We start from the raw sequence: 23522 nt of genomic DNA, 5'->3' as shown, positions 1-23522 counted from the left end.
AAATGTGACGTAACACTGCCGGAGCGCGAAAAACTGCGGAACATCGTACGGTGGAGACATGGTCAACAGACGTGCAGTGGTGACGGGTGCGAGTTCGGGGATCGGAGCGGCGACGGTGCGTGAGCTCCGCTCGCGTGGATGGGACGTGGTCGGGGTGGCCCGCCGCGAGGATCGGCTCGCCGCCCTCGTGGGCGAGACCGGAGCATCCGCCATCGCCTGCGACCTGACGGACTCGGCCGCCGTCGACGCCCTCGTGCGCGAGCTCGAGGCCTCAGGGCCCGTGCACGCGCTCGTGCAGGTCGCCGGAGGTGCTCGCGGCACCGATCGCATCGAGGACGCCTCGGTCGACGATTGGCAGTGGATGTTCGACGCCAACGTGCTGTCGACGCAGCGCCTCGTCGCCGGGCTCCTCCCGCTGCTCCGCCGCGCTGCGGAGGCGGACGGGTACGCGGACGCCGTGTTCGTCACCTCGACGGCCGCGCAGTCCGCCTACGCGGGCGGCGCCGGCTACAACGCCGCGAAGGCCGCCGAGGCGATGGTCGTGCGAGTGCTGCGGCAGGAGCTCAACGGCGAACCGATCCGCGTCGTCGAGGTCGCGCCGGGCATGGTGCACACCCAGGAGTTCACGCTGAATCGACTCGGGGGCGACGCCGTCGCGGCCGAAGCCGTCTATGCGGGTGTCGATGAACCTCTCGTCGCCGGTGACGTGGCCGACGTCATCGCCTACGCTCTCGATGCCCCCGGGCACGTGAACCTCGACCTGATCACGATGCGTCCCGTCGCGCAGTCGGCGCAGCATCTGCTGGCGCGCGGACCGCTGCGCCCCCGCTCGGTCGGGTGACGGTGGCACGCACGCTGGCCGAGCTCGCCTCCGACGGGCTGATCGATCGGGAGTGGGCGGATGCTCTCGCTCCCGTGCAAAACGAGATCACCGCGCTCGGAGAGCGACTGCGCGGCGAGCAAGCGGCCGGGCGGGGCTATCTCCCCGACGGAGCGCACGTGCTGCGGGCGTTCCAGCGCCCGCTGGCGGACGTGCGGGTGCTCATCACCGGACAGGACCCGTACCCGACGCCCGGGCATCCGATCGGCCTGTCCTTCGCGGTGGACCGCGATGTGCGTCCGCTGCCGCGGAGCCTGGCGAACATCTACAAGGAGCGCGAGAGCGACCTCGGACTGCCGCCGGCTCCGCACGGCGATCTCACGGCGTGGAGCGATCAGGGCGTGCTTCTGCTCAACCGCGTGCTCACGGTGCAGCCCGGCGTCGCCGCCTCGCACCGCGGCTGGGGCTGGGAACGTGTGACGGAGCTCGCGATCCGCACCCTCGTCGCCCGCGATCGCCCGCTCGTCGCGATCCTGTGGGGCAAGGACGCGGCGAATCTGCGGCCGCTGCTCGGCGAGACGCCCATCATCGAAACCGCCCATCCGTCGCCGCTCTCGGCACGGCGCGGGTTCTTCGGCTCTCGACCGTTCTCGCGGGCGAACGCCCTGCTGGAAGAACTCGGTGCCCGGCCCGTGGACTGGCGGGTAGAGGGCGAAGCCGCCGAATCCCTAAGCTGAGCCCATGCAGTTCGAACCGGGGGACCGTCGCCGCGTCCTGCCGCGCCACCTCCGCCCCGAGCCGGAACCGGAAGTGTTCGCCTACACGATCAGGCCCGCCCGAGCCGGCGATCTCCCGCACGTCCGCGAGATCTACAACCACTTCGTGAGCAACTCCGCGGTCACGCTCGACGAACGACGCAGCAGCATCCCTTACTGGCGTGAGAAGTTCGCGCTGCTCGACCGTCTCGAACTCCCGTTCCTCGTGGCGGTCTCGCCGACGGGATCGTTCCTCGGCTATGCGCTCGCACAGCCCTGGGCGGGGAAGAACGCCTACCGCTACACCGTCGAGGACTCGATCTACCTCGGGCCGGGTGCGGGCGGCAAGGGACTCGGCGCCGCGCTTCTGCAGGCACTCATCGAGGCGTGCGAGCAGATCGGGATCCGTGAGATGGTCGCCGTCATCAGCGACAGCGGCGCGGAGGCGTCGATCCGGCTGCACTCCCGCCTCGGTTTCGTCGAGGCCGGTCGCATGGGCCGGGTCGGCCACAAGTTCGGACGCGAGCTCGGCACGGTCTACATGAAGCGGGCGCTGCGTCCGTCGGGCAAACGGCGTCGCCTGATCCCCGGCCGCAGCCGGCACTGAGATCAGTCGGGTCGGTGCGCCGTGGGGATCACCGGGATCGCCGCGAGCAGTGTCTTCGTGTAGTCGTGCTGCGGATGCAGGAGCACGTCGTCGGTCGCGCCCCGCTCGACGATGCGTCCGTCCTTCATGACCACGACGGTGTCGCTGAGGTTCTGCACGACACCGATGTCGTGCGACACCAGAACCAGCGTGAGATCGGTCGTGCGGCGCAGATCGATCAACAGGTCGAGGATCTGCGCACGCACGGTGACGTCGAGTGCGGAGAGCGGTTCGTCACCGACGAGGATGCGGGGGCGATGCACGATCGCTCGGGCCAGGGCGATGCGCTGTCGCTGCCCTCCCGAGAACTCGTGGGGATAGCGGTCGGCCATGTCGGGTTCGAGGCCGACCTGGGCGAGCACCTCGCGGACGCGTGCCCGGTGGTCGCCGTCGATGCCGAGTGCCCAGAGCGGCTCACGCACGATCTGCCCGGCGGTCATGCGGGGGTCGAGCGAGGCGTAGGGATCTTGGAACACGAGCCCTGTCTGCCGGCGCAGCCAGTGGAGCGACTTCGCGGATGCCGCGGCATCCACCGACCGCCCGTCGATCGAGATCGTGCCGGCGGTCGGACGGTCGAGGCCCAGAAGCAGTCGGATGAGCGTCGACTTGCCCGACCCCGACTCGCCGATGATGCCCACCGATGATCCCTCGACGATGTCGAGGTCGGTCGGCTCGAGCGCGGTCTGGGTGCGTGTGCGCTCGAACGCGCCGCGCTTAGGGACCACGAAGTCGCGGCGCAGACCGCGTGCCTCGATCAGGCTCATGCGTCGCTGCCTTCCGGTCGCCACAGCGTCGCGGTGGCGTCGCGCAGCAGGCCCTGGGTGATGGGGGAGGACGGAGCGGTGAGCAGGTGCTCGACCGGCGCAGCCTCGACCACCCTGCCGTGCTCGAGCACGACGCCGTGCGTGGCGACCTGCGCCAGCACCGCGAGATCGTGCGTGATGAACACGAGCGACATGCCTTCGTCGTTCACCAGTGCGAGCAGCAGCGAAAGGATCTCGGCCTGGATCGTCACGTCGAGCGCCGTGGTCGGCTCGTCGGCGATCAGGAGGCGAGGTCGGCACGCGAGAGCCATGGCGATCGCCACGCGCTGGCGTTGACCGCCCGAGAGCTGATGAGGATAGCGATCGACGATCGACTCGGGCTGCGGAAGCCGAACGCGGGCGGCTTCGACGACGGCGCGCTCGCGCGCCTCGCGCCGACCGACACCCTCGTGGATGCGGATCGACTCGGCGATCTGGCGACCCACCGTGCGGATCGGATTGAGGGCCGTGCGCGGTTCCTGGAAGACGATGCCGATCTCGTCGCCCCGGAGCTTCGCAAGCTCCCGGTCGGGCATGCCGATCAGCTCCGTGTCGTTCCAGCGGATGCTCCCGCTCGCCACCGCCCCATCGGGCAGCAGGCCGAGGATGGCCAGCGCGGTGAGAGATTTCCCCGATCCGGACTCGCCGATGAGACCGAGACGTGCGCCGTTCGGAACCTCGAACGAGATGCCGTCGACCACCCGGCGTCCGTCGATCTCGATCACGAGGTCTTCGACGATCAGGCTCATGCGACCACTCCCGGTGTGTGGATCTCGGCCGCGCGATGGCGCAAGGTCGGGTCCGTGGCCTCACGCAGGCCGTCGCCCAGCAGGTTCAGAGCGAGCACGGTCACGGTGATCGCGAGACCCGGCCAGATGACCGAGAGCGGATGCACGCCGATGTAACGCTGCAGGTCGGCGAGCAGGATGCCCCAGCTGGGCTCGACCACGGAGGCCCCGAAGCCCAGATACGACAGCCCCGCCTCGGCCAGCACGGCGACCGCCATCGACCACGAGAGCTGCACGATGAACACCGGTGCGACGTTGGGGAGGAGATGACGCACGAGGCTCTGCGACGGGGTGAGGCCCGACGCGCGAGCGGCGAGGATGAAGTCGCTCTGCTGCACGCGACGCAGTTCCGGCCGCGTGACGCGGGCGATGTTGACGCCGAAGCCGATGCCGACCGACCAGATCACGACCCACAGCGAACCTCCCCAGACCGAGGAGATCATCATGGCGATGAGCAGCACGGGGAAGGCGATGAGGATATCGACGAGCACCGCGACCGTCTCGCGCACCCACCGGGCGGTGAGGGCGCCGAGTGCCGCGAGCGCGATGCCGACGATCGTGGCGACGACGCCCGCGCCCACGCTCACGAAGACCGTGGTGCGCGCGCCCGCCATGATCAGGCTGAGGATGTCGCGGCCGGTGTCGTCGGTACCGAGAAGGTGAGGCCAGCTCGGTGGCAGCCAGCGATCGCTGATCGTCGACGACTGCGGGTCGAACGGTGTCCAGAACACCGACACCAGCGCGGTGAGCGCGATGACGGCGATCACGATCAGGCCGAAGCGGCCGGTCGAGGTCGCCCACAGTCGGCGGAGCCAGATCGGAACCATCATGCCTCCCGCTGACGAGGGTCGATGGCGCGGTGAAGCAGATCGACCAGGAACCCGATCACCAGGACGAAACCGGTGAGGACGAGCAGTTCGCTCTGCACCTTGATCAGATCACGCGTGCCCACATCGGCGACGAGCATCCGACCGATTCCGGGGAGGGTGAAGAGCTGTTCGATGACCACCGACCCGACGATGATGCCCGCGACCTGCAGCCCCAGCACGGTGATGATCGAGAGTCCGACAGCGGGGATGCCGTGCCGGATCAGCGCCTGCGTGCGGGTGAGTCCCTTCGCGGCCGCCGTGCGCACGAAGTCCTGGCCCGACGCCTGCAGTGTCGCGCTGCGCACGAAGCGCATCAGCATCGCCCCCTCGACGATGCCGATGGTGAGCGCGGGCAGGAGCAGCGATTCGATCGCCTTGCCCGGCGTGCTCCAACCGGTGCGCGGGAAGCCCTGCGGCGGGAGCCATCCGAGCCAGACCGAGAACACGACGATCAGCATCATGCCCGCCCACACGACGGGAACGGCGGCAAGCCCCTGGGCTCCGATGCTCAGCGCTGTTCCGCTCCGGCGACCGCGGAGGATCGCCGCCAGGATTCCGAAGGGGACGGCGATCAGCACGGCGATCAGGAGCGACATGATCCCCAGGGGAACCGTGACCTGCGCCTTGAGCACCAGCTCCTCGCCGACGGACGCGCCGGAGAGGAGCGACGTACCGAGGTCGCCGCGGAAGATCCCGCTGATCCATTCCGTGTACTGGGTCAGCAACGGACGGTTGAGGCCCAGGGACTCGCGCAGCGCCTCGACCTCGGACGGGGAGGCCTGCGTGCCGGCGATCAGCTGGGCGACATCTCCGGGGAAGACCCGCAGGGTGAGGAAGATGAGCGCGCTCGCCACGAGGAGCCCTGCGATGAGCAGGACTCCTCGGGAGAGCACGTAGCGGATCACGGAGGTGGCGACTGACCGTTACTTCTCGACCGAGACCGTGACGCCGGCCAGGTCGATGCGCGAGTTGATCGAGTCCTCGGGGAAGCCGCTGACGAGCGGGCTCACCGCGGTGATCGTCTCACCGTTGTACAGCCAGTCCGCCGCATGCTCCTCCGACACGATCCGAGCGGCCTGCGCGAGCAGCTCCGCCGACTTGTCGGGATCGACCTCGGCGAGCGCCTCGGCGTACAGGCTCTGCACCTCGGCGTTGTCGTAGCCGAAGTAGTACTCCGGGTTCGCGAAGTTGCCGAAGTCACGGGGCTCGACGTGCAGGACGAAGCTGAGGTCGTAGTCCTTGTTCGTGTAGACGTCTTCCAACCATGCCGGGAACTCGACCGAGTCGACGTCGAGGGTGACGCCGACCTTGGCGAAGTCGGAGATGAGCACCTTCGGCACCGTGGTTCCGTAGAACGAGGGGATCGTCAGGGTGAGCTCGAGGTCTTCCTGGCCCGCTTCGGCGAGGAGCTCCTTGGCGCGCTCCGGGTCGTACGAGACGACATCGGAGAGGTCTTCGTATCCCGGGTCGAGCTCGGGGATCGGGCCGTAGAGGGGAGTGCCCGCTCCGACCGCTTCGATGAGCGCCTTGTGGTCGATCGCGAGACGCAGAGCCTCGCGGACGCGGACGTCGTCGAGGGGCGCCTTCGCGTTGTTGAAGGCGAGCGTGGCCTTGTCGGTCGTGCGGCCCTTGGTCAGCGTGAAGTCGCCGGAGTCCTCCAGCTGCGAGGCGAGGTTGGGATCGACGGCGGTCAGCACCTGCACGTCGCCGGCGATCGCGGCGTTGACTCCCGCGGTGAAGTCCGGGATGTACTGGAACTCGACCTCGGCGACACCCGCCGGCTCGCCCCAGTACGCGTCGAAACGGGCGAACGTGATCGTGCTCCCCTTGCTCCAGCGGGTCAGCGTGAAGGGGCCGGTGCCGTTCTCCGCCGTCTTCAGGTCGGTGGTGTCACCGCTCTTGAAGACGAGGCCGGCCGGTCCCGTCAGGGCGAAGAGGAAGTTCTGGTTCGGCTCCGACAGCACGATCTCCACCGTGGTGGCATCGGGAGCGGTGACCGAGGCCACCGAGGCGAACTCGGCGTTGCCCTGCACTGTCTCGTCGGTGCGCACCGCTTCGTAGGACGCGACGACGTCGGCCGACGTCAGGGGCGACCCGTCATGGAAGAGGATGCCGTCGTTGAGGGTGAACGTGTAGGTCAGTCCGTCGTCCGACACCGTGTAGTCCGAGGCGAGGCGCTCGACGATCTCGTTGTCCTGCGTGCGGGTGACCAGACCCTCGTAGATGTTGTCGATGAGGATCTGCTCGAGTGCGGCACCGCTGGTGTGCCGGATGTCGAGGTTGGTCGGCTCGAGGACGAGACCGACCTGGAGCGTGGCGTCGGGGTCGACTTCGGCCTTCGACGTGGATGCGGGCTCCGGGGCGCCGGTGCACGCGCTGAGGATCACAGCGGTGGCGGCGAGCGCGGAGATCAGCGCTATGCGTCGGGAGCGTCGGAACATGGTGGTTTCCTCTCGGTGCGGCAGTTGCTGTGTGCCGGTTGATCGAGCCTAGGGATGAGTCAGAAGGTCACGGGGTCGGGATGGAACGGGGCGTCACATTCGGTGTCAGACGGACGCAGAAGACGCGGCCACGAACGCGGCGAGCTCGACGGGAGCCGTCTCCTGCACGTTGTGGGTCGCGTCGAAGACCACGACGCGGGCGTTCGGCACACGGCGCTGCAGGTCGGCGGCATCCGCTTCGCTGACGAATCCCCGTGTCGCGCGGATGAGGGTGATCGGAGCCTTCACTCCGGCGAGGTCGTCCCACCCGGTCTCGTGCAGCACCGAGGGTGCGGCATCCGGCCCGGGGGCGTGCGCCGAGAGCGCCTGCGCTGCGAGATGGGCGAAGTGGTGCTTCCATTCGATTCGCCCATCGGGTCGAACGCGGGTGTTCAGGAAGACGCCGCGTTCCGTCTCGGGGCGGGTTCCCCCGAAGCCCAGAGCGATCGCGCGGTCGACGAGTTCGTCGCGGGTTGCGAAGTCCGTAGGACCTGCGTAGAACTCCCGCAGCGCTGCGGGGCCTGCGGAGGTGTCGATTCCGGGGGTGATGTCGACGACGATCAGCTCGGCGACGAGGTCGGGTCGGGCCGCGGCGAGAGCGGCACCCGTGAGACCGCCGAGAGACTGGCCCACGACGATCTGGGGACCGGAGGTCCATGCGTCCAGCGCTGCAGCGACATCGGAGGCGAGGGTGCGCGGGGTGTAGTCGAGGTCCGAGCGCCACGCGGAGTCACCGTGCCCGGCGAGGTCGATCGACAGGAGCGGCAGGCCGAGCGCGAGGGCCGTGGTGTCCCACGTGTGGGCGTTCAGCCCCGCGCCGTGCAGCAGCGTGACCTGGGGCGCGTCCGTACCGAAGCGCAGGGCGCTGACGTTGCGCCCGTCGGGCAGCGGCAGGGTGAGACGTTCGACGGGAGGAACGGGAACGCCGAGCGCCTCGGCCTGTGCGGGAAGATAGCTGAACTCGTTGTTGTCGATCGCCACGCCCATATTCTGCGCCCCGGATGCACGCATCGCGAAATGCGAGATCAATACGACAACTACTAACACGCCAAGTCTGCAAGAAACGCTCAATGATTGGCGTTTCAGCTTGTCTTTATGCATTTCGAGCGAGAATCGACCTGCCTCCGACGAGCCCCCGCGACGAATATCATGGAGTCATGAGCGAGAAGCGAGTGCACCTCTCCAAGACCGAGCCGGCCGCCTATCAGGCCCTCGATGCGTTCTCGCGAACCGTCGGGGAGATCTGCGCCGCGAACGGCATCGACGAACGCCTCAAAGAGCTCGTCATGATCCACTGCTCCCAGCTGAACGGATGCGGCTACTGCACGCGCATCCACGTCGACCGTGCGGTGGCGGCGGGAATCGACACCGACACCCTCATGCAGATCGCCACCTGGCGCGAGAGCGGCGTCTTCTCCGACCGCGAGCAGGCCGCTCTCGAGCTCGCCGAGGCCTTCACCTTCATCTCGGAGGAGGGCATCTCCGACGAGGTCTACAACCGCGTCGGCGGCGTCTTCACCGAGAAGGAGTACGCCGCGCTGAGCTGGGCGTGCGTATCGATCAACGCCTTCAACCGTGTTGTGATCGCCGGGCGCTACCCGGTGCCGCCCCGAGCGCCTCAGGCTCAGGCGTGACCATCCTCGAGGTCGACGGCGTCCCCAACGTCCGCGACGTCGGTGGGATGCCGGCAGCGGGCGGGCGGATCCGCGCGGGCGTGCTGTTGCGTTCCGGACAGCTCTCGGGTGCGACGTCTGCAGGCGTCGCCACGCTCCGCGACCGGGTGGCGCACATCGTCGATCTGCGCGACGGCGAAGAGGTGGCCGCAGAACCCACCGAGGTCGATGGCCCCGACACCACCCACCTCCCGCTGTTCCTGGGCTCGGTGCGCTCGTTCTTCGAGAGCGACACGAGCCTCGACGACCTCTATCTGCACCTGCTCGAAGAGAGCGGTGAGCGCCTCGTCGCCGCAGTCCGCATCATCGCCGAGGGCAAGCCGACGCTCGTGCACTGCACCGTGGGCAAGGACCGCACCGGAGTCACGGTGGCGCTGGCGCTCTCGGCCGTGGGAGCCGACCGTGAGGCGGTGATCGCCGACTACGCGCTCACGGAGTCGCAGTTGCCGCCCGAACGCAATCGCCGTATCGCCGCCTATCTGCGGCAGTCGCACCCGGAGGCGGTGCACGCCGTTGCTCTCGCCACCGAGTCGCCGGCGCCGGTGATGCGCCGATTGCTCGAAGTGATCGACGAGCGCTGGGGCTCGGCAGCCGGCTACCTGCGGGCGCAGGGGATGACGGAATCCGAGCTGCGCGCGCTCACCGACGCACTCGTCGAACCTGCGACCTGATTTCCGCCAAGCAAGGTAAGGCATGCCTTCATCGGTGTTACGATGGAGAGATCATGGACATCTCGCTCGACACCCGCAGCACGCGCTCAGCCCGCCGTGCCGCTCGTCGACGCGCTCACTACCTGGTGACCGCCGATGAGCACTCGCTCGTCGACCTCGAGATGTTCCTGTCGACGCTTCCGCTCTGCGCCTCCGGTCGGATCTTCATCGAAGTGCCCACCGCCGCAGACATCCAGGTGATCGACGCCCCCGGGCGTATGACCGTCACCTGGCTGGCGCGGGGCGTTCGTTCCGGTGCGCCGGGTACCGGCCGCTCCTGCGCCCCCGGCGAGGCGCTGTCGCGTGCGACGTGTGCGTGGGCCGACGAGATGCTCTGCGACGACGAGCTCGAGACGCAGATCACGCTGCTCGGCGGCTACCTCGGAACCGCGGACATCGTCGATCACCTCACTGCCGACCTCGGCGTCGCCCCGTCGTCGATCTACGCTCCCGAGCGCTTCGGACTGCTCCGCTCCGACAGCTGAGCGTCAGCGGGCTCGGCGCACGTAGTTGCCGTCTTCGAGGCCCGCTTCGATCTCGAAGCGATTGCGCAGCGGGTCGCGGCCTGCGAGGAAGTACAGCACCGGCATCAGGAAGCCGTACCGGAGCCACTGCGCCTTGTGCACGGCCTCGTGACGCAGCACAGCCTCGGTCGGGCGCGCAGCGCCGGTGAGGAAGCAACCTCCCACGCAGACGCCTCCACGGTTGAAGGTCCAGGACGGCATCCCCTGGAATATCCACAGCCCAGCGCGACGCTCGACCGGACCGGTGCTCCACAGCGATCCCCAGACCCAGCCCACCGCCGTGCCCCACCAGTAGCCGACGCGGCTGATGGGTGAGCGCAGCAGGAACGACGGGATCCGCCGGTCGAACCGTCGTCCTCGCTCCAGCGCAGCTTCGGCCGCAGGCCGCCAATCGGCGGTCATGCGAGGGGAACCGGTCGTGCGACGGCCCCGACCAGGCGGAGCAGGGCGCCGAGGTCATCGACCGCGTCAGCGGGTGTGCGCGGGGCGAAGCCGGCGATCGTGGCGCCCGCGAGCGGGACGACCTCGCGCAACCGGAGGATCGCGGCGCTCACAGCGGCCGGACTCAGCCCGAAGGGGGCGGCGGAGGAGACGCCCGAGAGTTCGGCGGGATCGAGCACGTCGACATCGATGTGCACCCAGACGCGTGATGCTCCCGTCGCTCGCACGGCATCTGCCAGAGCATCGACGCGTGCCAGGTCGTCGACGCTCAGATTCGTCAACGACGACACCTCGTCGAGCTCGGCGTCGTCGATGTCTCGCATGCCGACGGTGACGACGCGATTGCGCGCGATGCCGGGGGAGAGGGCGATTTGCGGCTCACCCTCGCCGAGGACGGCGCGCAGAGCCATGCCGGAGAACGCTCCGGAGGGCGAGGTCTCCGGGGTGTGCAGGTCGGCGTGCGCGTCGAACCACACGACCGCGAGGTCGTCGGTACCGCCGGGCAGCGCGTCGAGTCCGGCGACCGTGATGCTGCAGTCACCGCCGATCAGCACCGTGTCGGCGGCGAGATGCTGACCGACCAGTTCACGGGTGCGGAGCAGAGCGCTCAACCGGCGCACGCCCGTTCCGAGAGACTCACCCGCCTCGATGGGGACATCGAGGACGGTGGTGCTCGATCGCGGCAGATCGCCGGCGATGGCGGATGCTCCGTCGACGAGGAGCATCGCGCGGGCGGCAGGTGAACCCTGCCACTGCGGAACGACGAGGAATTGCACCACGGGTGCCTCCGAAGAAAGGTGCGGATGCTCCGGATGCGGTGATCCGGAGCATCCGCAGGTGAATCAGGAGCCTTCGATGGCCGTGCGGGGCGCGGTGCCGCCGGCCTTCAGCTCGGCCAGGCGTGCCTCGACCTCGGTCAGCTCACCGAGGTCTTCGAGGCTCTCGAACTGTGCGTCGAGGCTCGACGCGGCGAGCTCGATCTTGCCCTGGGCGAGGGCCTCCTGGCGGCGGACCTTGTCTTCGAAACGGCCCAGCTCGCTGGTGGGGTCGAGGACGTTGATCGAGCCCACGGCATCCTGCACCTTGGTCTGCGCCTCGGCGACCTTGGCGCGCGCGAGCAGCTCGCTGCGCTTGTTCTTGAGCTCGCCGAGCTTGTCCTTCATGCCGTTGAGGCCGCTCTTGAGCTTGTCGACGATCTCGGTCTGCGCCGCGATCTGCGGCTCGGCGCCGGTGGCCTCGCGCTCGGCGCTGATCTGACGCTGCAGCGCGATCTTGGCGAGGTTGTCGAACTTGTCGGCGTCGGTGGCGTTGCCGCCTGAACGCATCTCGTCGGCCTTGCGGCTGGCGGCCAGCGCCTTGTTGCCCCACTCGGTCGACGCCTGCACGTCTTCTTCGTGGTCGCGCTCGAGCAGACGCAGGTTTCCGATGGTCTCCGCGATCGCGGACTCGGCGTCGGCGATGCTGTTCGTGTAGTCGCGAACGAGCTGGTCGATCATCTTCTGCGGGTCTTCGGCAGAGTCGAGGAGCGAGTTGATGTTGGCCCGGACGAGGGTGGAGATACGCCCGAAGATGGACTGCTTGGTCATGGGTGGTTCCTTTCAGAGGGTCGTGTTCGAAGCCTGTCGCATGAGTCTGTGAGGTTCAGAAGCGTCCACCTCCGGAGCGGCTGGATCGGCCGCCACTGGAGCGACCGCCGCCGCCGAAACCGGAACTGCGAAATCCGCCGCCGCCACTGGATCGATAGCTGCTGCCGCGCGACGACGAGCGGCTTCCGCCTCCGCCGCCGGACAGCAGGCCGCCGATGATCCCTCCGAGGATGTCGCCGCCGATCCCGGAACCGCCGGAGCCCGAGCCGCCGAAGGGTCCGCTGCCCCACCCGCCGTCGTTCTGCGCGTTGTAGGACGAGACGTCCGACGACGCGGAGGCGATGGCCTGCCGGGCGAGATCGAGCGCCCTGGTCGCCTCGGTCAGCGCGGCCTCGGGCGACGTCGCACGTAGGCTGAGCGCCTGAGTGAGGCTCGCTTCGGCCTGGGACAGGCGCGTGCGGGCGGTCGAACCGACCGTGCCGCGCCGCGTCTCGATGAATTCGCGTGCCGTGCGGATCTCGGATCCGGCCTGGGCCAGCGTCTGTTCGAGCATCTGCTGCGCGCGCCGCGCCCGCTCGACGCTCTCGCGCCCCTGGGCGATCGCGGCGTCGATCTGCGCGTTCGCTGCGGTCAACGCCTCGAGCGCCCGCTGGGGGCTTCGTGCCGAGCCCGTGAGGTCCGCCTGTGCGAGCTGCAGCTGCTGCATCGTGGCCGATGCCGCCGCGGCGATCGTGCCGCTTGTGTCGGGAAGCTGCTGGGCGGTCGCGACGTCGCCCTGCAGCTCGGTCACGAGGGCCTGGGCCTGCGTCTCGATGGTCGCGAGATCGCTGCCGAGGGCGGAGATGGCGTTCGCGAGCTGCGCGGCCTGGGCGACCGACTGCTCGGCGGTGCGGATCGCGAAGGCGGCCTCGCCGGACTTGCCCGCCGCGATCGCCTGTGCGGCGGCGTCGATCGAGCGGTCTGCGAGAGCGGCACGCTCGCGCGCCTGGTTCGGGTTATCGGCCACGGTGGCGATGGCGGCCGCATCGTACGCGGACGACAGCGTGGCCAAGGCGGCGGGTGCTCCTGCGAGGGCCGGTTCGAGAGCTGCACGCTCGGCACGCACGCGCTCGAGCTCCTGCGGCGCGTTCTGCTCGAGCTTGCGCAGCGCGTCGAACGCCTCGGTGTTGGCGTCGAGGGCATCGTCGATCTCGTCGGCGAGCTGGATGATGCGGATGTGCCACGCGCGCCGGTCGTGGATCGTGTCTTCGATCTCGTCGTCGAGCTTCTGCTTGAGGTCGAACGCCTCGGACATCTTCGTCTTGGCGATCTCGACCGCGCGGCTGAACTCGGCGGTGGCGCCTTCGCCGAACTGCGCCACGGCGAAACCGAGCTCCTCTCGGCTGGAGGTGATCGCGTCGTCGGCCTGGACGAGTGCTGATCCTGCCTGCGTCTCGACCTGCGCGTCGGTCAGCGTCGAGAACGGGTCGTTCGGATCGGCCTTCTCGGGCATGGCTCCCCGCGCGCGGATCGCGGCATTGCGGCGACCGCGCCGCACGAGGACGATGACCAGCCAGATGACGAGCGCAGCGGCGATGATGCCGACGACGATGAGGAATCCTCGGAAGGCACCCGCTCCGCCGTCGCCCTGGATCTCATCGGCCGCGAGCACGATCGCGCCGTCCCAGTCGTTCTGGGCCAGGAGCGGCTGGATCTTCTCCTCGATGTCGTCGAGTTTGGCGTCGCTGAGCGGTCCGCCCTCGGCCGACGAGATGTAGTAGCTGCGCTGGTCGGTCGCGATCGCGAGCAGGTACTGCTCCGGACCGAGGTTGTTGTCGTCGGCGACCCGGTTCGCCCACTCGACGCGATCGGAGGGTGACGTGAAGCCATCGACCAGCACGACGAAGAGATCGGCGGAGGAGTTCTCGGTCAGGGTCTGCAACCGTGCCTCGACCGCATCGTGCTCGTCGGCGCTGAGCACACCGACATCGTCAGTCACGTACCCGGCGTCGAGCGTGACGGGGTCTGTCGCAGACGCCGCGCTCACCGAGAACAAGGCTGCGGTGGCCGCCAACGTCATTGCGGCCAGAGTCAGCCATCGAGTCCTCATCGTGTTCCCTCCGACTGGCTGCCGCGCCCCATGTGCCGAGTCTATTCACAGTCCCCGACACGCGACAGCAATCGGAGCCGGATCGCCGTTCGCCCGTAGCGGAGACGCATACGCTGGAGGGCATGGAAGACAGGTACGGATCGGACGTGCTCGCGGCGGGATGGCGAGAGCGCGCGGCGAAGCCGGTGCCACAGGTGCCCGCCGAGCTCGACCTCGTCGTCGAGGTCGCGGGTGACGGATTCTGCGGCGCCGTGACACGCGTGCAGGGTGGCAACGTCGAACTCGAGGACCGCCTCGGGCGCAAGCGTCTGTTTCCCCTGGGTGGCGGATTCCTGATCGACGGCGAGGCGGTTCGGCTCACCGTTCCGGCACCCAAGGCCCAGGGGCCCCGGCGCACGGCATCCGGCTCTTTCGCCGTCGCCGACCAGCGCGCCCGCGTCGCGCTGCCCAGCCGCATCCTGGTCGAGGGCAAGCACGACGCCGAACTCGTCGAGAAGGTGTGGGGTGCCGACCTTCGTGTGGAAGGCGTCGTGGTCGAGTTCTTGCAGGGCGTCGACCTGCTCGACGACCTGCTCGCCGCGGAGCCGCCGAATGCGCAGCGTCGCTACGGCGTGCTCGTCGATCACCTCGTGCCCGGATCGAAGGAATCGCGCATCGCGGATGCCGTCGCCCGGGGTCCGCACGGTCGCCATGTGCGCATCGTCGGGCATCCGTTCGTCGACGTCTGGCAGTGCGTCACCCCGCAGGCGCTGGGCATCGCGCGGTGGCCGGAGATCCCTCGCGGAACGGACTGGAAGACGGGAATCTGCCGCGCCTTCGGCTGGCCGCACGAGACGCAGGCCGATACGGCCAGGGCGTGGCAGCACATCCTGAGCAAGGTGCACAGCTTCCGCGACCTCGAGCCCGCGCTGCTCGGTCGGGTCGAGGAACTCATCGACTTCGTGACGGCTCCCTCGGCCTGACCCGCGCGGCGCGCACGGGCCGGGTGCCCCGACTACCCTGGAACCATGTCAGAACCCCGCACTTTCCGTGACGAACCGGTGTCGTTCGTGCGCCGCAGCGGCCGGATGTCGGAGGCGCAGGAGCGCGCCTTCATCGATCTCGCTCCGCACTACCTGCTCGACGTGGTCCGCGGCGTCGCGTCGACATCGGTGCACCCCGAGGCGCGTCTCGACGTCGCCGCCGAGTACGGTCGCGACGCCGACCTGATCGTCGAGATCGGATCGGGCCAGGGGCATGCGATCGTGGCGGCCGCGACGGCTCGCCCCGATCACGATTTCCTCGCCGTCGAGGTGTTCCGCGCCGGTCTGGCCCGCACGATGCTCGACGCGGACCGTGAAGGTGCGAAGAACCTGCGGGTGGTCGAGGCGAATGCCCCCGAGGTGCTGTCATCGTTCCTGCCGGAAGGTGCGGTCAGCGAGGCGTGGATATTCTTCCCCGATCCCTGGCACAAGAAGAAGCACACCAAACGCCGCCTCGTGCGGGCGGGCTTCGCCGACAACGCCGCCCGGGCGCTCGTCGACGGCGGACTTCTGCGCCTCGCGACCGACTGGGAGGACTACGCGCTGCAGATGCGCGACGTGCTCGACGCCGAGCCGCTCTTCGAGAGAGCGTTCGAGGGGGAGTGGGGCGAGCGGTTCGACGGTCGCGTCATGACGGCCTTCGAGCGCAAGGGAATCGCGAAGGGCCGGGAGATCCGCGACCTGGTCTACCGACGGCGGTCCCGCGCGTGACCGACGTGCGGGCCGCGGCCACGGTCTGGCCGGGCATCGCCCCTGCCGTGCTCGTCTGCGCCGCGGCGCCCGCATTCTTCGTGCTGCAGATCGCGTGGCTCGGATGGCTGCTGCTCGCCCTGGGCATCGGGGTCGCATGGTGGATCGAGCGGGGCCGGGTGACGGCATCCGCTCCGTCTCTGACCCGCGACCTCTCGCTGATCGCACTGGGTCTTCTCATCGTCAGTGTCATTCCGCTGGCGGCCGAGCTCGACAACATGGCGATGCTGCGCTTCACACTCGCGCTGGGCGGCGCCGTCGCGGTGCCCTATGTGGTCTCCCGCTTCCTCTACCGTGATCGTGCGATCTCGTTCCCCTGGCGGGCGCATCGCCGCTGGGGTCGCCTGCAGTGGGGGTGGCTCGCCGCCGTGCTCGTGCTCGGCTGGCTCATTTTGCCGTTCTACTTCATCACGAGCGGCGTCTATCAGAACTGGCCCGTCGTCGATACGCCCGATCTCATCGCGCGGCTCTTCGTCGGCGTGGGAGCGGTCGGCATCTGGGACGAGCTGTTCTTCATCTGCACGGTGTTCGCGCTGCTGCGTCGGCATTTTCCGGATGCGCTCGCGAACGTGCTGCAGTCGATCGTGTTCGTGTCGTTCCTCTGGGAGCTCGGCTACCGCGAGTGGGGGCCGCTGCTGACGATCCCGTTCGCCCTGCTGCAGGGATTCATCTTCCTGCGCACGCACTCGCTCGCCTATGTGGTCACCGTGCATCTGCTGTTCGACGCCGTCGTGTTCGGCGTGCTCGTGCACGCGCACAATCCGGGGTTGCTGCCGATCTTCCTGGTCTGAGCCGTCGGGGGGTTTGCTGCCGAGGGCATCGGAGCAGGAGAATCAGAGGATGCTCATCGCCGGTCTCGTCCTCGCAGCTGCTGCTGCCGCCTTCCACGTCTTCATCTTCGCCCTCGAGTCGCTGAAGTGGACCGAGCCCGAAACCCGCAAGATCTTCGGCGTCGCCAGCGAGGCGGATGCCATCACGATGAAGCAGCTCGCCTTCAACCAGGGCTTCTACAACCTCTTCCTCGCGCTGACGACGCTCTTCGGCATCGGCTTCGCCATGTTCGGGTTCACCACGATCGGCCTCACCCTGGTGTTCGCCGGGACGGGCATGATGCTCGCCGCCGCGCTCGTGCTCGTGCTCGCCGACCGCACGAAGGCTCGTGCGGCCGCGATGCAGGGCACCCTCCCGCTGCTCGCCGTGGTCGTCACGGCGATCGCCGTCGCGATCGGCTGACCGGCGTCAGTCGCGCACGACGGCGGCCACGGCGCTGACCTCGATCAGCGCGCCCTGAACCCCGAGACCGGCGACGATCGCTGCGGTCACGAGGGGCGGCGCTCCGTCGCGGGCGAGCTTCGACGCCACCGCGCCGTAGGCCGCCCGGAGGTCGGCATCCTGGTGGATCAGGACCGTCCAGCTGATGACGTCGTCGAGGGTCGCGCCGGCCGCGTCGAGAGCGACGCGCGCGTTCTCGACGGCGCGAAGCGATTGTTCGCCGGCATCGTCGGAGACGATCTTCCCGACCTCGTCGACACCGTTCTGACCGCCCACGTAGATCGTCGTGGCCCCGGGAAGAACGACGGCGACATGACTGAACGCGGGACTGACGACGAGACCGGCGGGCTGCATGAGTGTGATGTCCATGACAGCACTCTGCGCCCGGCCGCCGACATTGTCGAGGGGTGCGTTGTCGAGGGGTGCGTCGTCGAGGGATGCAGAGAGGGCCGCCCCGACGGGACGGCCCTCTCTGCGCGGTTCGTGATGCTCAGAACCGGAGCAGCACCTTGCCGACGCGACCGGGCGAGTTGCTCAGGCGCACGGCGTCCGCAACGTCAGCGGCGTCGAACACACCGGCGACGGGCAGGGTGAGCGTGCCGTCGCCGACCCGCTGGATGAGCTCGCCGAACAGCGACGTGCGGACGGCAGCATCCATCGTCTGGATGACCTTGCTGCCCCAGAAGCCTTTCACCGTCGCCTGCTTGAAGATGACATCGCCCGATGCGATCTCCATGACGGGGGAGTTCATCGCGCCGAAAGCGACCAGAGTCCCGCCCTCGGCGAGCAGCGAGAGCACGTCGCCCGATGCGGAGCCGCCGACCGAGTCGACGCCAGCGACGATGGGCGCGCCGCCCGTCAGGCGTGCGGCCTGCTCGCGCCAGTCCGGGTGATCCGTGGCGATGATGTTCTCGATGCCCTGCGCGCGGAGCTCGTCGACTCCTTCTGCGCGCCGCACGAGCCCGAGAACGTTGACTCCGCGAGCAGCGCCGAGCTGCGCGAGCATGCGTCCGACGGCGCCGTTCGCGGCGTTCTGCACGATCCAGTCGCCCTCGTTCACGTCGAGGAAACGCAGCAGGCTGATCGTGCTGAACGGCATCGACACGAGCTGTGCCGCGCTCTCGTCGGGAAGCCCGTCCGGCACCGGGATGAGTCCGGCGGCGTTCGCGACGATGTATTCGGCCCAGGCGCCGAAGGTGCCACCTGTCGCCACGCGCTGACCGACGCTGAGGTGCTCGACGCCCTCGCCGAGTGCGTCGACGATGCCGAGCGCCTCGGTGCCGGACGCCGCGGGAAGCTCGGGCTTGAAGCCGTACGTGCCGCGCACCGTCCACAGATCGTGGTTGTGGATGGGGGACAGGACGACGCGGAGCCGCACCTGACCCGGGCCGGGCTGCGGAACGGGGCGCTCTTCGATCGCGAGGACCTCGTCGGCTTCGCCGAATGTGGGGTGGATGAGTGCACGCATGCGGGAGTCCTCTCGGGTCTCAGTCATCGGAGACGGTGATCGTGACGTCGATGTTGCCGCGCGTCGCGTTCGAGTACGGGCACACCTGGTGGGCGGCATCCGCCAGCGCCTGGGCCTGCTCGTGCGGGACGTCCGGGATGACCACTTCGAGCTCGACGGCCAGGCCGAACCCGCCGTTGCCGTTCGATCCGATGTGCACGCGAGCGCCCACGGACGAATCGGCGATGCTGACCTTCTGGGCGCGGGCGACGGACTGCAGTGCGGAGTGGAAGCACGCGGCGTATCCCGCGGCGAACAACTGCTCGGGGTTCGCGCCGTCACCGCTTCCGCCCATCGCCTTGGGAATCGCGAGGTCGAACTCGACGCGGCGGTCGTCGGTGGCGACGTGTCCGTTACGGCCTGCGCCGGTGGCGACGGCCTCTGCGGTGTAGAGAGCTTCCATGAATGGGTTCCTTCCGGGTTGTCAGTCGATCGACGTCGATCGTGCGCCCGAGGGCGCCGACGACGTGGTCGTGTTCGCGGCCTGAAGCAGGCCGGTCAGTTCGTGGAGTTCGGCGATCAGTCGACGTCGGTGCGCATCGTCGCGGATGCCGGAGAGCTGAGCGATCTGCGCGGGGATCTTCGCGAGCTCCGACCGGAGCGCCTGGCCCTCGGGCGTGAGCTGCACGGTGACGACCCGCTCATCGTGCGTGCTGCGGGCCTTCGTGACGAGACCCACCTGTTCCAGCCTGCGCACGAGCGGGGAGAGCGTGCCCGAGTCGAGCTGCATCTCGTCGCCGAGCGAACCGATCGTCTGCTCGCCCTCGTGCCAGAGGATCGCCAGGACCAGGTACTGCGGGTAGGTGAGCCCCCACGGGGCGAGCAAGGCCCGGTAGGCCTGGGTGGTGGCGCGCGCGGCGGAGTAGAGGGAGAAGCACACCATCTCGTCTGTCACGGCCATACATTAAGTATTGCACGCGATTAGATTGTGCACAATTGAATCTTCACTGATGCACCACCGACGGACGTGAAGACGCTGGATAGCAGCGCCGTCGAACCTCACGGGCGCAGCGCCTCGCTCAGCCAGCGGGCGTAGAGCTCCCAGGGAGAACCGCCGGACGACAGCCCGGCGATATGCGCGCGCAACGGCGCAGTCAGCGTGAACCACTCGCCGCCCTCGCGTGCCTCGGCGAACTCCAGGTGCCGTCGCCGCTCCACCGTGCGGTCGCCGCGCTCGAACGCGAGGAGTTCATCGTGGCGGATGCTCGCGAGCCGCTGACGCGGGCGCATGCTCGTGCCGATCTTCACCCGTCGGTCGTAACGGAGGTAGTACACGACGTCGATGCGAGGACGCGGCAGGTCGTCGTCGGGCACGTCGCCGTAGCGCCACCCGCACGTCGCGCACTCCCACGTACCGCCGGTGCGGATGCCGGACACACTGCCGCAGAGGTGGCACGGCCCCGGGAGAGTACGCGGTGTCGGCATGGCTCGACGATAGGCGGGGGCACCGACAGTCCTCGGTTACACCTTCCCCGTCCGTGGGCGCAAGGGGTGACGCGCGGGCCCGCTCATGTGACAAGTTGGGCGCATGGTCCGCACTGGGAGAACCGCATGAGCTCTGCTGCAGAATCGGCGCCGCCGACGGCATCCATCCCCATCCTGACTCAGGAGCCCTTCCCGGATACACCGGGGAGTCCCGAGCCGGAGTGGTTCAAGACGGCCGTGTTCTACGAAGTGCTCGTGCGCTCGTTCAAGGACGGCGACGGCGATGGGTCGGGCGATTTCCGGGGACTGATCGACAAGCTCGACTACCTGCACTGGCTCGGCGTGGACTGCCTGTGGATCCCGCCGTTCTTCCCGTCGCCCTTGCGGGACGGAGGATACGACGTGGCCGACTACACGGGGGTGCAGTCCGACCTCGGCACGACGGCGGACTTCCAGGAGTTCCTGGATGCCGCGCACGCCCGCGACATGCGCGTGATCATCGACTTCGTCATGAATCACACCAGCGACGAGCATCCGTGGTTCCAGGCCTCGCGCAACGACCCGGAGGGTCCTTACGGCGACTTCTACGTGTGGAGCGACACTGACGACCTCTACGAGGACGCCCGCATCATCTTCGTCGACACCGAGCCGAGCAACTGGACGTGGGACCCCGTGCGCCAGCAGTACTTCTGGCACCGCTTCTTCGCCCACCAGCCCGACCTCAACTTCGACAACCCGAAGGTGCACGAGGCGATGATCGACGCCATGCGCTTCTGGCTCGACATGGGACTCGACGGATTCCGGCTCGATGCGGTGCCCTACCTCTACGAGCGGCCGGGCACCAACGGCGAGAACCTTCCCGAGACGCACGAGTTCCTGCGCAAGGTGCGCCGTATCGTCGACAGGGAGTATCCGGGGCGCGTGCTGCTGGCCGAGGCGAACCAGTGGCCGGCAGACGTCGTGGACTACTTCGGCGACGCCGAGGTGGGCGGTGACGAATGCCACATGTGCTTCCACTTCCCGGTCATGCCGCGCATCTTCATGGCGGTGCGTCGGGAATCGCGGTATCCGATCAGCGAGATCCTCGCCGAGACGCCGCCGATCCCGGCGGGGTGCCAGTGGGGTATCTTCCTGCGCAACCACGACGAGCTGACGCTCGAGATGGTCACCGACGAAGACCGCGACTACATGTGGAACGAGTACGCGCAGGATCCGCGGATGAAGGCGAACATCGGCATCCGTCGTCGTCTCGCGCCGCTGCTCGACAACGACATCGACCGCATCGAGCTCTTCACCGGACTCCTGCTGTCTCTGCCGGGCTCTCCCGTGCTCTACTACGGCGACGAGATCGGCATGGGCGACAACATCTGGCTCGGCGATCGCGACGGCGTGCGCACGCCGATGCAGTGGACCTCGGACCGCAACGCCGGATTCTCGACGTCGAACCCCGGCAAGCTCGCTCTGCCCCTGGTGCAGGATCCGGTGTACGGCTACCTGGCGGTCAACGTCGAGGCGCAGCAGGAAGACCGTTCGTCGCTGCTGCACTGGACGCGCCTGATGATCCAGGCGCGCAAGAAGCACCCGGCATTCGGACTGGGGAGCTTCAACGACCTCGGCGGATCCAACCCCGCCGTGCTGTCGTACACCCGTGAGCACACGAACGACGACGGCAGCGTCGACGTGATCCTGTGCGTCAACAACCTGTCGCAGTTCCCCCAGCCCGTCGAACTCGACCTGCGGCGCTTCGAGGGGATGGTCCCGGTGGAGCTCGTGGGTGGTGTGCGGTTCCCGAGGGTGGGGGAGCTGCCCTACCTGCTCACCCTGGGCGGCCACGGATTCTTCTGGTTCCAGCTGCAGGAGCCGGCGGAAGACGCCGACGAGAGGGGGCTGCTATGAGCGGCATCGCCCCCGCCGTCCTCGAGCACTACCTGGTGCGCACGCGCTGGTTCGGCGGGAAGAGCCGTCCGTTCCAGGTCTCGCGGGTGCAGACCATCGCGGAGCTGACCTCCCACTCGCCGAGCATGGATGTGCTCGTCACGCTCGTGACGGTGGACTACTCCGACGACGAGGGCGGTCACGAGACGTACCAGGTGCCGCTCGCTCACTACGACGACACCCAGGATGCGATCGCGCACGCCTACATCGGCACGGTCGAGCACGATGACCGGGTTCGTCACCTCTACGACGCGGTGCACGACCGGTATGCGATGGCGCTCTGGCTCGAGGGACTCATCGCCGCGGAGACCTCCGGTCACGCGGAGCGCGGGGGACTGCGCTTCCGGCGTGTGCCCGGAACGGAGTCCCTCGATCCCGGGCTGCGCTCCTCGCCGCTCACCGGGGAGCAGTCCAACTCCTCCGTGCGTTTCGACGACACCGCCATCATGAAGGTCTTCCGCAAGGTGAGTCCCGGTCTCAACCCCGACATCGAGATACACGAGGAACTGACCCAGGGCCACTCCGAGTACATCGCCGCCCTGTACGGCTGGGTCGAGGTCGACCTCGACGGCGAGGTCGTGCAGTTGGCGATGATGCAGGAGTTCCTGCGGACCGCCTCCGACGGATTCGAGCTCGCGACGGGGAGCGTGCGCACTCTGCTCGCCGAGCCCGGTCAGAGCATCAGCGAATCCGGGGGCGACTTCGCCGGTGAGGCGTCGCGCCTGGGCACCGCCGTGGCAGAGGTGCACGCCCGGCTGCGCGAGCGGTTCCCCGTTGAACGGCGGGGACCACGTGCGGCCGCGTCTCTGGCGCGCACGATGAACGAACGCCTCGACCGGGCCCTCCTCGTCGTGCCGGAGCTCTCCGCCTACGAGGATCGACTGCGGCTGGCCTACACCGGGGTCGCCGCGCTCCCCGGCCTCGATGTGCAGCGCGTGCACGGTGACCTGCATCTCGGACAGACACTCCGCACGGCGCAGGGGTGGCGGATCGTCGACTTCGAAGGCGAGCCGGGCCGGCCCTTCGCCGAGCGGTCGCTGCTCGACTCGCCCTGGCGTGACGTCGCGGGCATGCTCCGATCCTTCGACTACGTGCCGGGAGTCGTCGAGATGTCGCACGCCGCTCCCGCTGACGGGCCGGTGGATACCGACGACGATCTCCGTGCCGCCAGTGGCCGGGAGTGGTCGCAGCGGGCGCGCGGACACTTCCTCGACGCGTACGTCGCGGCTCTCTGCCGCACGGATTCGGCGGGAGCGGATGCCGCGTCACCGGGCGACGAGGAGAGCATCCTCGCCGACAACCGCACCCTGCTCAACGCCTACGCCGCCGACAAGGCGGTGTACGAAGCCGTGTATGAGAAGCGCAACCGGCCGACCTGGGTGGCGATCCCTCTCACGGCCCTCGGAGAGGTCTAGCGCCGCAGGGTC

General features: G+C 68.6%; 27 protein-coding genes. 12 read left to right on the top strand and 15 right to left on the bottom strand.

All coding sequences use genetic code 11. The features are described 5' to 3' along the window. Positions 1–58 precede the first annotated feature (58 nt). From ACIOSY_RS04465 to ACIOSY_RS04455, 3 genes are read left to right on the top strand one after another with little or no spacing between them, the layout of a single operon-like run. Positions 59–841 (top strand): SDR family oxidoreductase, encoded by a 783-nt coding sequence (locus tag ACIOSY_RS04465; protein ID WP_400849660.1) that lies wholly within the window; start codon positions 59–61, stop codon positions 839–841. 2 nt (positions 842–843) lie between these two features. After that, on the top strand, positions 844–1557 hold the full coding sequence (locus ACIOSY_RS04460) for a uracil-DNA glycosylase (RefSeq protein ID WP_400849657.1): 714 nt from the start codon (positions 844–846) through the stop codon (positions 1555–1557). A gap of 4 nt (positions 1558–1561) precedes the next feature. Then, positions 1562–2182: a GNAT family N-acetyltransferase gene (locus ACIOSY_RS04455; RefSeq protein WP_400849654.1), complete on the top strand. Its 621-nt coding sequence runs from the start codon at positions 1562–1564 to the stop codon at positions 2180–2182. Positions 2183–2184: 2 nt separating this feature from the next. On the opposite strand, the gene ACIOSY_RS04450 is transcribed toward ACIOSY_RS04455, so the two are convergent. The 6 genes from ACIOSY_RS04450 to ACIOSY_RS04425 all read right to left on the bottom strand — a co-directional run bounded on the left by ACIOSY_RS04450 (position 2185) and on the right by ACIOSY_RS04425 (position 8148). After that, positions 2185–2985: an ABC transporter ATP-binding protein gene (locus ACIOSY_RS04450; RefSeq protein ID WP_400849651.1), complete on the bottom strand. Its 801-nt coding sequence runs from the start codon at positions 2983–2985 to the stop codon at positions 2185–2187. After that, positions 2982–3773, bottom strand: coding sequence for an ABC transporter ATP-binding protein (locus ACIOSY_RS04445; protein ID WP_400849648.1), 792 nt, complete (start codon positions 3771–3773; stop codon positions 2982–2984). The genes ACIOSY_RS04450 and ACIOSY_RS04445 overlap by 4 nt, the downstream gene beginning before the upstream one ends. Next, positions 3770–4639: an ABC transporter permease gene (locus ACIOSY_RS04440; RefSeq protein ID WP_400850915.1), complete on the bottom strand. Its 870-nt coding sequence runs from the start codon at positions 4637–4639 to the stop codon at positions 3770–3772. The genes ACIOSY_RS04445 and ACIOSY_RS04440 overlap by 4 nt, the downstream gene beginning before the upstream one ends. Next, entirely contained in the window at positions 4639–5586 is a 948-nt protein-coding gene (locus ACIOSY_RS04435) for an ABC transporter permease (protein ID WP_400849645.1), read from the bottom strand. Before ACIOSY_RS04435 ends, ACIOSY_RS04440 begins: the two co-directional genes overlap by 1 nt. Positions 5587–5604: 18 nt before the next feature. Further along, on the bottom strand, positions 5605–7122 hold the full coding sequence (locus tag ACIOSY_RS04430) for an ABC transporter substrate-binding protein (RefSeq protein WP_400849642.1): 1518 nt from the start codon (positions 7120–7122) through the stop codon (positions 5605–5607). Between the two features lie 105 nt (positions 7123–7227). Then, the gene (locus ACIOSY_RS04425) at positions 7228–8148 is read right to left on the bottom strand and encodes an alpha/beta fold hydrolase (RefSeq protein WP_400850912.1); all 921 of its coding nucleotides are present in this window, start codon (positions 8146–8148) and stop codon (positions 7228–7230) included. 170 nt (positions 8149–8318) lie between these two features. Between ACIOSY_RS04425 and ACIOSY_RS04420 the strand changes: the two genes are divergently transcribed. The 3 genes from ACIOSY_RS04420 to ACIOSY_RS04410 are packed head-to-tail and all read left to right on the top strand — an operon-like array spanning position 8319 to position 10029. Continuing rightward, positions 8319–8795, top strand: a complete 477-nt coding sequence (locus tag ACIOSY_RS04420) for a carboxymuconolactone decarboxylase family protein (RefSeq protein ID WP_400849639.1) — start codon at positions 8319–8321, stop codon at positions 8793–8795. After that, entirely contained in the window at positions 8792–9505 is a 714-nt protein-coding gene (locus ACIOSY_RS04415; RefSeq protein ID WP_400849636.1) for a tyrosine-protein phosphatase, read from the top strand. Before ACIOSY_RS04420 ends, ACIOSY_RS04415 begins: the two co-directional genes overlap by 4 nt. Before the next feature lie 53 nt (positions 9506–9558). Further along, positions 9559–10029 (top strand): SIP domain-containing protein, encoded by a 471-nt coding sequence (locus ACIOSY_RS04410; RefSeq protein ID WP_400849633.1) that lies wholly within the window; start codon positions 9559–9561, stop codon positions 10027–10029. A gap of 3 nt (positions 10030–10032) precedes the next feature. Here the strand turns inward: ACIOSY_RS04410 and ACIOSY_RS04405 are convergent, their stop codons facing one another. The 4 genes from ACIOSY_RS04405 to ACIOSY_RS04390 all read right to left on the bottom strand — a co-directional run bounded on the left by ACIOSY_RS04405 (position 10033) and on the right by ACIOSY_RS04390 (position 14154). Next, the gene (locus tag ACIOSY_RS04405; RefSeq protein WP_400849630.1) at positions 10033–10470 is read right to left on the bottom strand and encodes a Fe-S oxidoreductase; all 438 of its coding nucleotides are present in this window, start codon (positions 10468–10470) and stop codon (positions 10033–10035) included. Then, positions 10467–11288: an arginase family protein gene (locus ACIOSY_RS04400; protein WP_400849627.1), complete on the bottom strand. Its 822-nt coding sequence runs from the start codon at positions 11286–11288 to the stop codon at positions 10467–10469. Before ACIOSY_RS04400 ends, ACIOSY_RS04405 begins: the two co-directional genes overlap by 4 nt. Before the next feature lie 63 nt (positions 11289–11351). Continuing rightward, positions 11352–12095, bottom strand: a complete 744-nt coding sequence (locus tag ACIOSY_RS04395; protein WP_400849624.1) for a PspA/IM30 family protein — start codon at positions 12093–12095, stop codon at positions 11352–11354. Positions 12096–12150: 55 nt separating this feature from the next. Then, positions 12151–14154, bottom strand: a complete 2004-nt coding sequence (locus ACIOSY_RS04390; RefSeq protein WP_400849621.1) for a TPM domain-containing protein — start codon at positions 14152–14154, stop codon at positions 12151–12153. Between the two features lie 152 nt (positions 14155–14306). Between ACIOSY_RS04390 and ACIOSY_RS04385 the strand changes: the two genes are divergently transcribed. Genes ACIOSY_RS04385 through ACIOSY_RS04370 form a run of 4 tightly spaced genes read left to right on the top strand, consistent with a single transcriptional unit; the run spans position 14307 to position 17189 of the window. Then, entirely contained in the window at positions 14307–15146 is an 840-nt protein-coding gene (locus ACIOSY_RS04385) for a DUF3097 domain-containing protein (RefSeq protein WP_400849618.1), read from the top strand. A 45-nt stretch (positions 15147–15191) separates the two neighbouring features. Next, entirely contained in the window at positions 15192–15917 is a 726-nt protein-coding gene (trmB, locus tag ACIOSY_RS04380) for a tRNA (guanosine(46)-N7)-methyltransferase TrmB (RefSeq protein WP_400849615.1), read from the top strand. Next, positions 15914–16747 carry a CPBP family intramembrane glutamic endopeptidase gene (locus tag ACIOSY_RS04375; RefSeq protein ID WP_400849612.1) on the top strand — a complete coding sequence of 278 codons (834 nt, stop codon included), beginning with the start codon at positions 15914–15916 and terminating at the stop codon, positions 16745–16747. Before trmB ends, ACIOSY_RS04375 begins: the two co-directional genes overlap by 4 nt. 49 nt (positions 16748–16796) lie before the next feature. Then, positions 16797–17189 carry a DUF1304 domain-containing protein gene (locus ACIOSY_RS04370; protein WP_400849609.1) on the top strand — a complete coding sequence of 131 codons (393 nt, stop codon included), beginning with the start codon at positions 16797–16799 and terminating at the stop codon, positions 17187–17189. 6 nt (positions 17190–17195) lie between these two features. Here the strand turns inward: ACIOSY_RS04370 and ACIOSY_RS04365 are convergent, their stop codons facing one another. From ACIOSY_RS04365 to ACIOSY_RS04345, 5 genes are all read right to left on the bottom strand, one after another. Beyond that, positions 17196–17597, bottom strand: a complete 402-nt coding sequence (locus tag ACIOSY_RS04365; protein ID WP_400849605.1) for a RidA family protein — start codon at positions 17595–17597, stop codon at positions 17196–17198. Positions 17598–17718: 121 nt separating this feature from the next. Then, positions 17719–18696 carry a zinc-binding dehydrogenase gene (locus ACIOSY_RS04360; protein ID WP_400849602.1) on the bottom strand — a complete coding sequence of 326 codons (978 nt, stop codon included), beginning with the start codon at positions 18694–18696 and terminating at the stop codon, positions 17719–17721. Positions 18697–18715: 19 nt separating this feature from the next. Continuing rightward, positions 18716–19138 (bottom strand): organic hydroperoxide resistance protein, encoded by a 423-nt coding sequence (locus ACIOSY_RS04355; protein ID WP_400849599.1) that lies wholly within the window; start codon positions 19136–19138, stop codon positions 18716–18718. A 21-nt stretch (positions 19139–19159) separates the two neighbouring features. Beyond that, positions 19160–19636 carry a MarR family winged helix-turn-helix transcriptional regulator gene (locus ACIOSY_RS04350; protein WP_400849596.1) on the bottom strand — a complete coding sequence of 159 codons (477 nt, stop codon included), beginning with the start codon at positions 19634–19636 and terminating at the stop codon, positions 19160–19162. A gap of 98 nt (positions 19637–19734) precedes the next feature. Next, on the bottom strand, positions 19735–20160 hold the full coding sequence (locus ACIOSY_RS04345) for a GIY-YIG nuclease family protein (RefSeq protein WP_400849585.1): 426 nt from the start codon (positions 20158–20160) through the stop codon (positions 19735–19737). Between the two features lie 126 nt (positions 20161–20286). Here ACIOSY_RS04345 and treS point away from each other — a divergent pair, with 126 nt between their 5' ends. Together treS and ACIOSY_RS04335 are read left to right on the top strand one after the other, a co-directional pair. Continuing rightward, on the top strand, positions 20287–22056 hold the full coding sequence (treS, locus tag ACIOSY_RS04340; RefSeq protein ID WP_400849580.1) for a maltose alpha-D-glucosyltransferase: 1770 nt from the start codon (positions 20287–20289) through the stop codon (positions 22054–22056). Next, positions 22053–23510, top strand: a complete 1458-nt coding sequence (locus ACIOSY_RS04335; RefSeq protein WP_400849577.1) for a phosphotransferase — start codon at positions 22053–22055, stop codon at positions 23508–23510. Before treS ends, ACIOSY_RS04335 begins: the two co-directional genes overlap by 4 nt. Positions 23511–23522: the final 12 nt, after the last annotated feature.

The organism is Microbacterium sp. NPDC087665, assembly GCF_044743285.1.
GTDB lineage: Bacteria > Actinomycetota > Actinomycetes > Actinomycetales > Microbacteriaceae > Microbacterium.
The sequence above is the reverse complement of the archived record's forward strand: the minus strand, read 5'-3'. Positions and strand labels throughout refer to the sequence as shown.